The sequence below is a fragment of the Psychroserpens sp. SPM9 genome (genome assembly GCF_025153525.1).
Taxonomy (GTDB): Bacteria; Bacteroidota; Bacteroidia; order Flavobacteriales; family Flavobacteriaceae; genus Psychroserpens.
On record NZ_JANZNR010000008.1, the window covers coordinates 63951 to 77945 of the forward strand.

General features: G+C 33.9%; 13 protein-coding genes. 4 read left to right on the top strand and 9 right to left on the bottom strand.

Annotated features, from left to right (window positions below):
• Positions 1–59: 59 nt before the first annotated feature.
• Positions 60–998, bottom strand: a complete 939-nt coding sequence (locus N4270_RS15430; RefSeq protein ID WP_260098249.1) for a LysR substrate-binding domain-containing protein — start codon at positions 996–998, stop codon at positions 60–62.
• 100 nt (positions 999–1098) lie between these two features.
• On the opposite strand from N4270_RS15430, the gene N4270_RS15435 reads away from it, so the two are divergent.
• On the top strand, positions 1099–1578 hold the full coding sequence (locus N4270_RS15435) for a Dps family protein (RefSeq protein ID WP_260098250.1): 480 nt from the start codon (positions 1099–1101) through the stop codon (positions 1576–1578).
• An 82-nt stretch (positions 1579–1660) separates the two neighbouring features.
• Here N4270_RS15435 and N4270_RS15440 read toward each other — a convergent pair whose 3' ends face one another.
• Positions 1661–3106, bottom strand: coding sequence for a hypothetical protein (locus N4270_RS15440; protein WP_260098251.1), 1446 nt, complete (start codon positions 3104–3106; stop codon positions 1661–1663).
• 127 nt (positions 3107–3233) lie between these two features.
• On the opposite strand from N4270_RS15440, the gene N4270_RS15445 reads away from it, so the two are divergent.
• From N4270_RS15445 to N4270_RS15455, 3 genes are read left to right on the top strand one after another with little or no spacing between them, the layout of a single operon-like run.
• Positions 3234–3746 carry an RNA polymerase sigma factor gene (locus N4270_RS15445; protein ID WP_260098252.1) on the top strand — a complete coding sequence of 171 codons (513 nt, stop codon included), beginning with the start codon at positions 3234–3236 and terminating at the stop codon, positions 3744–3746.
• A 58-nt stretch (positions 3747–3804) separates the two neighbouring features.
• Positions 3805–4731 (top strand): FecR family protein, encoded by a 927-nt coding sequence (locus N4270_RS15450; protein WP_260098253.1) that lies wholly within the window; start codon positions 3805–3807, stop codon positions 4729–4731.
• 5 nt (positions 4732–4736) lie between these two features.
• Positions 4737–7028 carry a TonB-dependent receptor gene (locus N4270_RS15455; RefSeq protein ID WP_260098254.1) on the top strand — a complete coding sequence of 764 codons (2292 nt, stop codon included), beginning with the start codon at positions 4737–4739 and terminating at the stop codon, positions 7026–7028.
• A 79-nt stretch (positions 7029–7107) separates the two neighbouring features.
• Here the strand turns inward: N4270_RS15455 and N4270_RS15460 are convergent, their stop codons facing one another.
• The 7 genes from N4270_RS15460 to N4270_RS15490 all read right to left on the bottom strand — a co-directional run bounded on the left by N4270_RS15460 (position 7108) and on the right by N4270_RS15490 (position 13974).
• Complete coding sequence (locus N4270_RS15460; protein WP_260098255.1) at positions 7108–7536, bottom strand: DUF2141 domain-containing protein; 429 nt, start codon at positions 7534–7536, stop codon at positions 7108–7110.
• Positions 7537–7658: 122 nt separating this feature from the next.
• Entirely contained in the window at positions 7659–8990 is a 1332-nt protein-coding gene (locus N4270_RS15465) for a DUF58 domain-containing protein (RefSeq protein WP_260098256.1), read from the bottom strand.
• A gap of 45 nt (positions 8991–9035) precedes the next feature.
• Positions 9036–10055, bottom strand: a complete 1020-nt coding sequence (locus tag N4270_RS15470; protein WP_260098368.1) for a MoxR family ATPase — start codon at positions 10053–10055, stop codon at positions 9036–9038.
• A 72-nt stretch (positions 10056–10127) separates the two neighbouring features.
• Complete coding sequence (locus N4270_RS15475; protein ID WP_260098257.1) at positions 10128–11324, bottom strand: DUF4350 domain-containing protein; 1197 nt, start codon at positions 11322–11324, stop codon at positions 10128–10130.
• The gene (locus N4270_RS15480; RefSeq protein ID WP_260098258.1) at positions 11321–12076 is read right to left on the bottom strand and encodes a DUF4129 domain-containing protein; all 756 of its coding nucleotides are present in this window, start codon (positions 12074–12076) and stop codon (positions 11321–11323) included. Before N4270_RS15480 ends, N4270_RS15475 begins: the two co-directional genes overlap by 4 nt.
• Positions 12069–13010, bottom strand: coding sequence for a hypothetical protein (locus N4270_RS15485; RefSeq protein WP_260098259.1), 942 nt, complete (start codon positions 13008–13010; stop codon positions 12069–12071). Before N4270_RS15485 ends, N4270_RS15480 begins: the two co-directional genes overlap by 8 nt.
• The gene (locus N4270_RS15490; protein WP_260098260.1) at positions 12997–13974 is read right to left on the bottom strand and encodes a stage II sporulation protein M; all 978 of its coding nucleotides are present in this window, start codon (positions 13972–13974) and stop codon (positions 12997–12999) included. The genes N4270_RS15485 and N4270_RS15490 overlap by 14 nt, the downstream gene beginning before the upstream one ends.
• Between the last annotated feature and the right edge of the window lie 21 nt (positions 13975–13995).

Sequence of the window (13995 nt, forward strand, 5' to 3'; positions counted from 1 at the left end):
TAATAACTTTCTTGTCACATTAAAATGTAAAAGCCTAGATTGTATTTTCTAGGCTTTTTTTATTTGGCTAACGGACTAATAATCTCCACATTTTGAAAAGCAATGGCGCCTCTAATAATACCAGAAATCACATTGTGTAAAGCATCAATAATTTGCATCTTCAATTCGTTTTTATGATAAATAATACTCACCTCTCGTGCAGGTGAAGGCTCGTTGAAATGATGGAGTTTATTTGACATTTTTTCATTCAAATCTAAGGTGTTAAGGTAGGGTAGAAGCGTCATGCCTAAACCTTCATTAGATAATTTTATCAAGGTTTCGATACTGCCACTTTCCAGTTGGAATTGATCATCTTGATGCGTTTTAAAAGCTTTACACAGATTAATAACACCATCTCTAAAACAATGACCATCTTCTAATAGCAACATGTCTTCAATGTCTAAATCGGAGACATCAATTTTTTTCTTGTGTTTTAAGCGATGGTCGTCTGGTATATACCCAACAAAAGGCTCATAGTATAACACACGTTCTTTAATATGGTCGTGTTCTAATGGCGTTGCAGCTATGGCAGCATCCAGATGGCCGTCTTGAATACGCGTAATGATTTCTTCAGTAGTTAACTCTTCAATTTTTAGCTTGACTTTTGGGTACTTTTTGATAAAACTTTTGAGAAACATTGGGAGTAATGTAGGCATGATCGTTGGGATAATACCAATTCTAAATTCACCGCCAATAAATCCTTTTTGTTGATCTACAATATCTTGAATTCTATCCGATTCGTCTACGATGTTTTTTGCCTGCTGAACAATTTTACGACCAACATCGGTCAATTCTATAGGTTTTTTGCTTCGGTCAAAAATCTGAATATCGAGTTCGTCCTCTAATTTTTGTATTTGTGTACTGAGTGTTGGTTGGGTCACAAAGCATTTTTCGGCAGCTTTAGTGAAATTTTTATGTTCGGCGATTGCTAATACGTAATGCAATTGAGTAATGGTCATAACTATTAATTTAAGCTATAAAGATATTAAAACTATTCATAAAAACTATACTTAAATGGGTTATATCTAAGGTAAATTTGTATAAACAAAAATAAACATTATGAGCATTAATAGTATAGGTTTAGAGACTAAAAAGACCAAAGTAATCGCAGATGAGTTGAACACACTCTTAGCTAATTTTCAAATTTATTACCAGAATTTAAGAGGAATTCACTGGAATATTAAAGGAAAGCGTTTTTTTGAATTGCATCCTAAATTTGAAGAATTATACACAGACGCTAATCTTAAAGTCGATGAAATTGCCGAGCGTATTTTAACCTTAGGCCAAACACCTTTACATACCTTTGAAGATTATACAAAAGCAGCCAAAGTACCTGTTGGGAAAAATATTTCGGAGGATGAAAAAGCAGTACAGCTTATCGTTGATTCTTTATCAGAATTATTAAAAATTGAACGGGCTATCCTTGATGTTTCAGATGATGCCAATGATGAAGGTACGAACTCAATGATGAGTGATTTTATTACCGAGCAAGAGAAAACAGTTTGGATGATGAAAGCTTGGTTAGGTGAAATCATTTAGTTTTTTGATTATAATCAAAGAACCCTTTAGTATATAAAATACCCAAGGGTTCTTCTTGTTTAATTAATTCAACTAAAAAATTTTAATCGCAACTCAGCGCAATATTCGATGATGGATTTTCTGAGCTAATAACCAATAAGCTATTAATTAAATTACAATCTACAAAAGACCACTCATCTATAAGGTTGCCGTTAACGTCATTAATAACTACAATTGGATATCCTTCATTACCCATTGTAACATGCCAAGTTCCGTTGGATGAAAGACCTTCTCCAGTAATCGTAACCTCTCCGTTAGAAGAAAAGTTGTAATAGAACGTGTCATCTACAGACCAAGGGCATTCTAAAAGAATAGGTAAAATACTATTAGGTGTGCAATCAGGGTTAGTGTTTTCACAATCTACAAAATCAGCTTCAGTATAGCCCTCACATTCTGCTTCACAAGCATTTAAAAAAGTAATGATTTCTGTATTACCATTTGGCGATTCAACTTCAACACAAACGGGATTAACTTCATCTGAGCAATCACAGTTAGTATTGTTTTCACAATCTACAAAATCAGCTTCAGTATAGCCTTCACATTCTGCTTCACAAGCGTTTAAAAAAGTAATGATTTCTGTATTACCGTTTGGCGATTCAACTTCAACACAAACGGGGTTGACATCTGCAGGACAAGGGCAACCATTTTCGTTAGAGCAAGTCTCTAAGAGCTCAATAAAACCTTCTTCATGTCCTATAGTTAATAAAGTGCCATCACTCAATGTAACATCAAATGAATAGACAAAATCAAAGTAATACGAATTATAAAGCGCCGTGTCTAACTCTTGTTGCGAATTTACTTCAATAGTATCACCATTATCGGTAATAATACTAAGCGGGAAGTTAAATTCAAAACAATCATTTCCACCTGGATAATTATAATCGTTTTCACAATCTTCAGCAAAATTGTTAGGTGTAAACCCATCACATGCAGCATAACATGCATTTGGGTAAGAGACTAAAAAGATGTCTCCATTTGGTGCTTCTACTTCTACACATACGGGATTGTAGTCTTCAAAGCATTCGCAAGGTTCAGCGGTTTCAAAATCACAACTTTCTAATAAATCGATAAACGCATCTTCGTTACTAATGGTTTCAACAACTATAGCACCAGAATCGGCATCATAAGTTTCTACATCAAACGGAAATGCGATTCCGTTAACATATAAGTCATCATTAGAATTAATCATAACTTCAATAAGATCATCAAGACCATTTACAGTAACTGTTGTTCCGTTGTTATAAGATAGATTTAACGGATATACAAAATCAAAACAGAAATCAAACACAATGTTACCTGTCGGATTTTCATCAGGAATCACATTGCCTTCGCTGTTAAACTGTAATCGTAATTGAGATAATGAGGTTGTAATCGACGTACTTTCATCAATATTTTGCTCTTGAACTACAGGTTCATCATTTGTACATGATGAAAAAAGTAAAGCAATCATACCAAAACTTAAAAGCACTAATTTAAAATTCTTTTTCATAGCAATTTTTTTTAGATGTTTCATTTTTGTGTTAATTATTAGTAAGACAACACATAGAAAAAATGCCCTACTTTTTTCTCTAATTTTTTTTTATTTAGTTTTGACATGTTCACTTTTATATTAAAAAATGCCTAAAAGCCATCATCCTATATGTCAGTCTGAAACTTTTGAAAAGATATATCAAATGTATGCTAAAGACTTAAGGCGATTTTTATTTTACAAAACGCAAGATATTGATAAAGCTGAAGATCTTTTGCAAGATACCTTTATAAAATTGTGGGACAATTGCGAAAAAGTAGACTTTGAAAAAGTGAAGAGTTATCTTTATTCCGTAGCATCAAATACATTTTTAAATGTCGTTAAGCACGAAAAAGTTATACAAAAACATCAGGCTAAAGGCGCAATACATAGCACGAACGAATCTCCTGAATTTATCATGTTAGAAAAAGAATTTATGGAAAAACTCGAACGTACCATAAATACGCTTCCCGAAAAACAAAAAGAAGTGTTTTTGCTTAACAGAATTGAAAAAAAGAAATATAAAGAGATTGCTTCTCAATTAAATATTTCAGTAAAAGCTGTAGAAAAAAGAATGCATTTGGCGCTTTTGGTTATTCGGGAGCAGATAGGAAATATTTAAAACATAAACATTGAGGTAGGGTTTTTTTGAACCCAATTGTCTTAATACTAGGAAACTTATGAATTCAGAACAATTACATAACGATAAAGAGGCTTTTCTGGCGCAATGGTTAGCTGGAGAACGCTCTGATGCCGAACTAAAAGTACAGGTGTCTGAAGCAGATTTTAATGCGTATTTAAAATTGCGAAAAGGTATTGAAATCCATGAGGCTTTAGAAACTTCTATACAACCGTCGTTTGATAAAATTCAAGAAAAAATAAAAAATAAAAAGCCAAAGGTTCGTAAGTTACATACCAATCCGTGGCTCATAGGTGTTGCTGCTTCTATTGTGCTGTTTTTAGGATTGTTTTCCATTTTTGATGAGGCTGTGATTCATACGGAAACACAATATGGTGAACAAAAAACAATTGCCCTTTTAGACGGTTCTGAAGTCATATTAAACTCCAAATCTACCTTAAGCTATAATGAAAAAGACTGGGAAACAAACCGAACTTTATCACTAGAAGGGGAAGCTTATTTTAAAGTTAAAAAAGGAAGTACGTTTACCGTCAAAACTCCCAATGGTAACGTAGAAGTACTTGGGACTCAGTTTAATGTTAATAGTACAAACGATTTATTTGAAGTCATCTGTTTTGAGGGTCGTGTGCAAGTGCAATCACATCAAGAAAATTTTGTCCTCTTACCTAAAAACTCATTAAGACGAATCAATGGGCATACCATAGAAAAATGGGAAACCTTAACGTCTAACCCAACATGGATTCATGGCGAAAGCTCATTTAAAAGTGTGCCTTTGCGCTATGTTATTTCGGCTTTAGAATCGCAATATCATATAACAATTCATGCTGAGGCCGTTGATACTACACAAATTTATACCGGCAGTTTTACACATAATGATTTAAATACAGCACTAAAAACAGTATTTAAATCTTTGCAAATACGATATACTGAAAAAGAAAAAGAAAACATCTATTTGAGCACAAAGTGAAGAAATTGATTATCTACATTGTAATGATGCTGCCGTTTTTAGCCTTTTCGCAAGAAGAGGCTAAATTTTACATAAGTTTCAATGGCGAATCATTAGAAAATGCTTTCTTAGTTATTGAAGATGTTTACAATGTGAGATTTTCATATAAAGATGAGCTTATTACCTACAAAACTGTCCGTTTAAATAAAGAAGAACGTACTTTAAATGAATTGCTTACAGCTCTTGAAATTCAAACAAATCTCAGTTTTGAAATTGTTGCAAGTCGCTACATTATTGTCAATGATTTTGAATCTGAAATTCCGCTGCAAGAACTCGATAAAATTATACTTAATACCTATCTCACTAATGGGATTTCAAAACGGAAAGATGGGGCTTACCGTATAAATCCTATTGGTCTCGGTATATTGCCAGGCCTTACCGAACCTGATGTTTTAGAAAGTGTTCAATTATTACCTGGCGTCGTTAGTCCCAACGAAACCGCTTCAGGTTATCTTGTTAGAGGCGGAAAAATGGATCAAAACAGAATCATTTGGGATGGTATTAATATGTATCATAAAGGCCATCTTTTTGGGATGATTTCTCCGTTTAACCCAAACGTGACTAAAACGGTTGATTTTATTAATAAAGGAACACATCCAAGATATGGCGAACGGGCGTCTAGCGTTATTAACATGTCTACAGGCACTAATATTGAAAATCAGTTTAAAGCGCAATTAGGCGTAAATGGGATATATGGTGATGCCGTGATTGAAGCACCAATTATTAAAGATAAATTAGGAATTCAGGCGTCTGTTAGATCCAGTTACACACAACTCTATCAGTCTTATACATTTAACCAGTTGGCCGATAAAGTTTTTGAAAGCACAAAAATTCAGCGAGGCGATAATCCCAATAATGACTTCAGTTTTTTAGATTATACCCTCAAACTGAATTTTAAATTGAATCCCAATAATAGTATGTTCGCTAGTGTTATTAATATTGATAATACACTGGATTATACGCTTGAGGATACCGAAAGTAATGACACCTTTAATGACCGCTTGTCGATTAAGAATTCTGGCTATGGTTTAGGGTGGAATACAACATGGAATTCAAATTTAAGTCAGCGGACTTCGGCTTATTTTTCAGAATATAAACTGAATTATAATTTCATTACTTCGGAAGATGGGAGCCAGACATCAGATTTTGAAAAGCGCAATGTGATTTTTGATTCTGGTATTTCAACAGAATTTGAGCAGTATATCAACGAGCATCATTCGGCATTACTTGGTTATCAATACAGTTTGAAAGATGTTGGCTATGCTTTTTTGAACACAAATGACTTGGAGTTTATTTTAGACGAAGCTAAAACGGTTGTGCAAACCCATAGTGTTTTTGGAAATTATGAATATAAAAACCCAAACTTATTTGATGTGTCTCTGGGCGGAAGGTTTACTTATTTTAGAGAATTAGAGGCTTGGCGTTTTGAACCGAGAATACGCTTGTTTAAACCACTCTTTAAGCATGTTAAACTTCAGATTTCGGGAGAAATAAAGCATCAGATTATTAGTGAAATAGACGAAACTATTATCAGTGATTTAGCACTAGAAAACAGATTATGGCGCTTAGCAAACGGAAACGAATTTCCAATTATAAACAGCAAGCAAATTTCTGCAGGTTTTATTTATACTAATAAGGGATGGACCATTGATATCGATAATTATTACAAACATCTCGATGGTATTACGGCCTTATCTCTTGGGTTTTTGAACCCGGAAGACAGTCGGTTTAATCTTGGAGAACAACGTACTTATGGGATTGATCTTTTTGTAAGAAAACGTTTTAAAGGTTTTAATTCCTGGCTCAGTTATTCGTTTAATTCTTCTGAAAGCAAATACGACAATTTAAATGATGAGACTTTTTTTGTGTCTAGATCTAATGTTAGACATGCTTTTACCACAGCATTGAGTTATAAAATTTCAGAATTTCAAGTGGCTTTAGGATGGCGTTGGCAGACAGGAAAACCTTACACAAAATCGACTAATGGAGAAGATGGGTTAGAGTTTAATGATGGTATTAATACACAGCGACTTCCTGAATACCATCGCTTAGATTTTTCGTCAACATATGCCTTTAAATTTTCAAAGGACAGTAAGCTTAGGGCAAAAATTGGCTTGTCAATACGCAATGTCTACCGTACAACGAATCTTATTAGTCGGGAATATCGAGGTAATAATGATTTTAATAGTGAGATTGAAGTTTTAGATCGGTTTTCGATTGGATTTACACCCAATTTCATGTGCCGTTTATTTTGGTAATTCAAATGCAAAAAGAGCCTTAAGGTTAAGACTCTTTTTTTGATAAACAAGGTTGGTTATTTGATTGATGATTTTGGGTTTAAAATCTTATTGATAGCGCGATGTCTTTGTCTACTTTAAATTTTGCATCATCGTAGTTTGGCGGTCCAAAACTTCTAGTGTTGTTTGAAGTACCATAAGATTCTTTTGGCATACCACTTTCTTCAAAATCCATTTTGTTGTTTTCGTTTGCATCGTGTAATACCATTACAGCATACTCGCCAGCTGTTACATCTTCAAAGGTAATTACAGCTTTTCCGTCTTTAATTTTTGATTCTGCATTTTTGACGCCAGGACCTTTCATGAAGGTGTCTTTGGTGTGTAAAGCGACTAATAATTTTCCGTCATCATTTTTAGCATTTTCAATGGTTATAGTTACGGTTTGTCCTTTTGTGTCTTGCGAAAAGCCTAATGCAGTTACTAATGTCAATACGATTGTTAAGAGTAAAGTGTGAGTTTTAGTTGTCATAATATGTGGTTTTAATGGTTTGTTTGTTATTGATGATTCAAATATCTAACGAAACCAGCATTTTACATAAAGAGAATAACCGAACTGTATATTTTTAAGACTGAACTGTAGAATAGTGGTGTTTATAACAAACCTCTTGCCTTAATTTCCAGATATTTATTAATAGTATCGATCGTTAAATCGTGAGGCGAAGTTAAAATTGACTGGATGCCATATTTCTGAAGTTCATTCACAATCAGTCGTTTTTCAAAAGCAAATTTTTCAGCGATGACTTTATCATAAGCTTGCTGAACAGTTTCTGCTTTTTCAGTAATTAGGGTATTGAGTTCAGTGTTTTTAAAGAAAATCACAACTAATAAATGACTTTTTGCAATCCCTTTAAGATAGGGTAGTTGTCTGTGTAAACTATCTAGGGTTTCAAAGTTGGTGTACAACAACATGAGGCTACGTTGCGTGATGTTTCGTTTGGTATCGGCATAAAGTCGGCCATAATCACTTTCAAAAAAATCGGTATTTACATTGTATAAAGTTTCTAAAATGAGATTCATTTGAGAGGTACGACGCTCTGCTACTACAATATTTTCGACTTTTTTAGAAAAGGCTAAAATTCCAGCCTTATCTTGTTTTTTTAAAGCAACATTTGAAATCACCAAAGCCGCATTTATGGCATAATCTAACAAGGTCAAGCCATCAAAAGGCATTTTCATCACACGACCTTTATCAATGATAGAGTAGACAGGCTGGGATTTTTCATCCTGAAACTGATTCACCATTAACTGATTGCGTTTTGCTGTAGCTTTCCAGTTGATGGTACGCAAATCATCGCCTAAAACATAGTCTTTAATTTGCTCAAACTCCATAGTATGGCCAATCTTTCTTATTTTTTTTATGCCGTATTGGTGCAAATTATTACTGATGGCAATCAAGTCATATTTACGTAATTGCATAAAACTCGGATAGGTTGGAACCATCGCATTGTCATCATATGAAAAGCGACGCGCTATGAGTCCGAAAACCGATGTGACATAAATATTTAACTTTCCGAAGTGATATTCGCCGCGATCTACAGGACGAAGTTTGTATTCAATTTGTGAAGAACTTGAAGCCTCTAATTGGCGTTCAATACTAAAATCACGAACCTGAAACTGTTCAGGAATTTCGTCAATAATCTTGATATTTACATTAAAGGTATAGTAATTATCAATGACTAAGTTTACCGGATTTTGATCACCATTCGAAAACTTTTCGGGTAGCACACGCGATCCAATAACACCATTTTTAGCAGCAAATAAAAGAATGGTATCTAAAATGGTAAGCGTAGCCAATAACAACAATAGCAATTTAACAACCGCAAAACCTCTTGGGAAAATAAAGCTTAAAACAAACAATATCATAATACCAATGCAGGCATAGAAAAATCTGTTTTGTAAATAAAAAGGTTTGATACGTTTCACGGGTTTGTTATAAGTTGTTTTTAGAATCTGGTATTGTTTCTATAGTTACCTCGGAATTTCAACGGTTTCAATAATTTGTTTGATGATTTGTTTGGTTGTGACACCTTCCATTTCACGTTCAGGAGTTACAATAACACGATGCTGTAATACAGGTATAGCCGCACGTTTGATGTCTTCAGGTGTTACAAAATCGCGACCACTCATGGCAGCAAAAGCTTTACTCGCTTTTAAAATAGCAATTGAAGCTCTTGGAGAAGCACCTAAATATAAAAACGGATTATTACGTGTGTTCACAATCATATCAGCAATATATTTGATAAGGTGTGATTCAATAATCACTTGTTCTACCAAGCCTTGAAATTTATTAATTTGAGCTTTGCTTAAATGTGCTTTAATTTGATCGGTTTTAAGCGCACCTTGTAAATGTTGTTCGCGGTTTAAGATTTCGACTTCTTCTTCCACATTGGGGTAATCAATGTCTATTTTAAATAAGAAACGGTCTAACTGAGCTTCAGGTAAACGGTATGTTCCTTCTTGTTCTACCGGGTTTTGTGTGGCGAGAACAATAAATGGCAAGTCCATTTTAAACTTATTTCCATCAATGGTAATTTGACGCTCTTCCATCACTTCAAATAAAGCCGCTTGTGTTTTTGCTGGCGCTCTATTAATTTCATCAATGAGAATCATATTTGAAAATATCGGACCTTCTTTAAATTCGAATTCCGAATTTTTCATATTAAAAACCGAAGTTCCCAAAATATCACTAGGCATCAAATCTGGAGTAAACTGAATTCTACTAAATCCGATATCTAAAGATTTTGCCAGTAATTTTGCCGAAATGGTTTTTGCCACACCAGGAACACCTTCAATCAGTGAATGTCCATTAGCAAGAATGGAGGCAATGAGCATGTCTATCATTCCTTTTTGACCAACGATAACTTTGCTGATTTCGTTTTTAATAAGCCCAATACCTTCCTGAAGTTCGCTTAAATCGATACGATTTTTAAAGCTGAGATCACTTTCGGTAGTGGTTAAATCTTCCGAAGTTGAAGGTGTTTCACCCAATAACGATTCGTCAAATTGTTCGCTTTTTGGTGTTAAGTCTTCTTGGTTGTTGTCGTCTAAATGTTCCATAATTTATGTGGTGTAAAAATCTTCTATAGCCTTGTTTAATTGTAATAAATTAGATTCGTTACAATTGGTTTTTGCTTTTAAATATACAATCTGATTAATTAATTTTTTGATATCACTTTCGTCTTTTCCTGATTTTTGAGCCAGGTTTTTAATAAACTTATCATCCAAAAGTTGGGTGTCTAAATAATAGACGCGACGAATATACTCTAAGAAATAAGTGATTTTCTTTTCTATTAAATTGTCGTGGTCTTTGGTTTCATAATACAAATTACCAATGGTTTTGGTAAAATCGACCGTTGTGTTTTTAAGCGGCTCTTTAACGTTAACAATACGTTGTCTGCGTTTGGCATTAAAAATCATAAAAAGGACTGTCGTAATGAGAGCTAGATACCAGGCCCAACGTAGTGCTGGCTGACTTAAAATAAATCGTAAAGGGGAGTTGCCCAGCTCTTTTCCAACTTTATTTCTGGAATCAAAATAAATAGTATCGTCACTTAAATATGACATCACTGCCGAAGCATACTTTTGGTTGTCTTTTTTAAGCAAATGGTAATTGGTAAACGCTGCTGGTTGTAAATGAATATAAAAATTACCGTCTCCCCATGAGGTTTCAATAAAATTAGCATAGGTAGATTCACCAAACTTTTGATGTCCTAAAACTGCGGTATAAAGCGTGTCTATTCTTGAAAAATAAATATTGCTTAATCCTTTGTCTATAGTGATAGAATCTGTTGCAAATGTTGGATTCGTTAAGGTTAATTCTCCTTTTCCTTGAAATGAATAATCGTTTCTGGTGTTAAACCCAAGTGAGTCTTTTAATTTGTCAGGGAAGTTATTACTCGAGATAAAAATGTCGTTACCAAAGGAAGCAAAATCTAAAAGCTCTTGTGCTGAGGTATTGTCTAAATCTTGATAATCGTCGATAACCATATAAGTTCCTGAAGTGAGATAAGTACTGTCTTCCCAGCTGTAATAATCATCAAAATACTCATAGGGAGTAACATTAATGTTGTGTATTTTGCTTTCAGGAAATAAGGTTTCTAATTCTTCATAAAAGATAAATGTTCCGTACGGAATTTTATGCGTTTCATTGTAAGTACGTTGCCAGTTTACAGGTTGAGGTGTCGAAAACTCAATGGCGATAATTCCTATAAATAGCAATGCTAATATTCCGATGTATATTTTTAGGGTTCTACTCATTTCTTAATGCTGTTTAAAAATTGAGTAAATGCTTGCTTGCCCTTGTTAAATTGAAGGCTGTCAATATCAAACTCACCATACCAGATGTAATTATAAAGGTATGAAGTGTATGAAAATTCTTCTTTGGTGGCTTGACTTTCAATTTCCAGATAGTAATCACTATTGGTTTTCTCGACGTCGTAATCAATTATTTCGGCTTCGGAAAGCGTTTTAAGTAACCACAAATAATAATATCTAATGGCTAATCGGTAATTGTTTTCGGCTTCTGCCTGACTAATGAGCGATTTAAAATCGGTTTCATAGATGTTATTTTCAATATCGGTTACCGGAATAATGTTCTTGTCAGAGGATTTTCCAAAGACCCAGTTGCCTTCTTTATTGATAATGGCTTTAACGATAAAAAAGACGACCAATAAGAAAATGACAACGTAAAATATTTTTAAAGCAATGTCTGTAAAATTTGAAGCTTGAGCATCCGAATTAAAATCAAATAGGTTTTTAAAGAAATCGGATAACCACTGCTTAAATCTAGACCACCATCCCGAATTTTCTACAGTCCGTTCATAAATGAATTCATCGTCATTATACTTGTCTTTAAGGTTATCGTATTCACGTTTATCAATAGGTTCGGTATCATAATAAACCGAGTCTTGTTCGATTTCGGTTTGAAAGGTTTCGTCAACAGCAGCATGCGAGTTGAGTACAATTCCGAAGAGAAAAAGGGTGATATGTACAAAAAGGAATCTATTCACCAGAACCAATTAAATCAATATCACTTTTAGTGTTTATATTTTCATGTTCTTCTTTAAGACTATAAAAAACAATGCCTTGATTGAGTTGTACAATCACATTTAAAATACTGCTTATTAAAAAGGTTAGAAGAAAAATGGCCAGCATCAAAATGGTAACACTTCTACCGATAGCATTTGGATCGGGATTTACACCAGGCTGCATATCTGTAAAAAGGTTCACCATTCCGAAGATATACGGAATCAGAGATACGACCTGCTGTGTGATATAACTCATTAAGTAGAACAAACCAACACAGCCAATAGCAGCCCAGAATTTTGAACTCATCAATTTCCATGAATAACCAAAACTGTCCCAGATGCCTTTTTTATTATGGAGATATTCCATTAGCGCACCTTGATACAGTAAACTTACAGCACCAATAACCAAGGGAAGGAGTAAAATTCCAATAATAGTTATGGTTAAGATAAATGCGGTAATACCAGCAATTATACCAACAACTAATCCGATAAGAATACCACAAATTAAATACACTAAAATTTTGCCTATACTCGCTTTATAAACTTTAATAATATCTGTTGCATTAAAATTTTTACCATCGCGATCTGCATATAATTTTAAATAGATCGGGATAAAGGCGTAGGCTATTACAGCAGCGATAAGGGCAACGATAACAAAAATAAAAATCAACAGAATAAAGAGTCCGGCATTCTCATTCATATACTTATCGACGACACTCGGACTGTCATAAATAAGGCTATTGAAAATCACATCGGTATAGAATTTACTAAAGAAATATCCCATAACCATAAGGATTAATAGGAAGATTCCGTTGATGATAAAAAAGTGCTTGAATAAGTGCTTGCCGTTGTGTTTTAAAAAAGCAAACGTATCCTGAAAGTACTCACCGAAGCCTCTGGATTTATATAACTGCATGTAGGTTTTTTATTTTTCTGTTCAGTACAAAAGGATAAATTAAATAGTAATAGGATATGATACTGAGTGTGGTTAATATAATGCCAACAGATAACCAATTAGGCATGGTGTTAGAATATCGTGTGACGTAGCCTTCTAAAAATCCTGCTGCGATGGTAAATGGGAAGGTACTAATCAAAATTTTGACTCCATTTTTAACGCCCATTTTAAAAGAACGCATTCTGGAGTAGGTTTTAGGAAATAAAATACTGGCGCCTAAAATAAGCCCTGCAGCACCTTCAATAACAATAGCAAATATTTCCATAGAACCGTGAATCCAAATACCTCTAACGCTTTCCCAAAGCACACCTTCTTTATAGAAAAAATACTGAAATGCACCTACCATAATTCCGTTATGTAACATATAATAGGCAGTTCCTAAACCACCAAACACGCCATAAATAAAGGAGCAAATACCAACATATAGATTGTTGAGTGTGATGCCTATAAAACTTCCCCAATTACTTCCGCTTTTGTAAACAGCTACCGGATCACCAGCTTCAATATTTTCTAAGCTCATATTGACATAGTGATCTCCCAAAATCAATCGTACAAACGAATCATCATAAGCGGCCGATAAGGCGCCAATAGCCATAAAACCTACAAATATGATAAAAGCGTAAAGCACATAACGCCTGTATTCATAGACGATTAGCGGTACTTCAGTTTTCCAGAAATACACAAAACGATTCGTATCTTCACGTTTAGTTTTATAAATTTTTTGAAAAGCTTTGGCTGCTAAGTTGTTTAAATAAAGAATTGTTTTACTTTTGGGATAGTAAGTTTGTGCATAAGATAGATCATTTACTAACTGAATATAAAGTGATGCTAATTCATCAGGATTTTTTAAGGTTTTTCCAAAAATGGCCTTTTCAAAACTAAGCCACTTTTCTTTATTTTGTTTAATAAATGCCACTTCTCTCATAAGCTTTCAAATTAAAGCAAT

Excerpts from the sequence above, each read along its gene's own strand:
- N4270_RS15435 (WP_260098250.1), top strand. The coding sequence starts at position 1,099 with ATGAGCATTAATAGTATAGGTTTAGAGACTAAAAAGACCAAAGTAATC.
- N4270_RS15475 (WP_260098257.1), bottom strand. The coding sequence starts at position 11,324 with ATGAGTAGAACCCTAAAAATATACATCGGAATATTAGCATTGCTATTT.
- N4270_RS15430 (WP_260098249.1), bottom strand. The coding sequence starts at position 998 with ATGACCATTACTCAATTGCATTACGTATTAGCAATCGCCGAACATAAA.
- N4270_RS15485 (WP_260098259.1), bottom strand. The coding sequence starts at position 13,010 with ATGCAGTTATATAAATCCAGAGGCTTCGGTGAGTACTTTCAGGATACG.
- N4270_RS15490 (WP_260098260.1), bottom strand. The coding sequence starts at position 13,974 with ATGAGAGAAGTGGCATTTATTAAACAAAATAAAGAAAAGTGGCTTAGT.
- N4270_RS15440 (WP_260098251.1), bottom strand. The coding sequence starts at position 3,106 with ATGAAAAAGAATTTTAAATTAGTGCTTTTAAGTTTTGGTATGATTGCT.
- N4270_RS15460 (WP_260098255.1), bottom strand. The coding sequence starts at position 7,536 with ATGACAACTAAAACTCACACTTTACTCTTAACAATCGTATTGACATTA.
- N4270_RS15450 (WP_260098253.1), top strand. The coding sequence starts at position 3,805 with ATGAATTCAGAACAATTACATAACGATAAAGAGGCTTTTCTGGCGCAA.
- N4270_RS15445 (WP_260098252.1), top strand. The coding sequence starts at position 3,234 with ATGCCTAAAAGCCATCATCCTATATGTCAGTCTGAAACTTTTGAAAAG.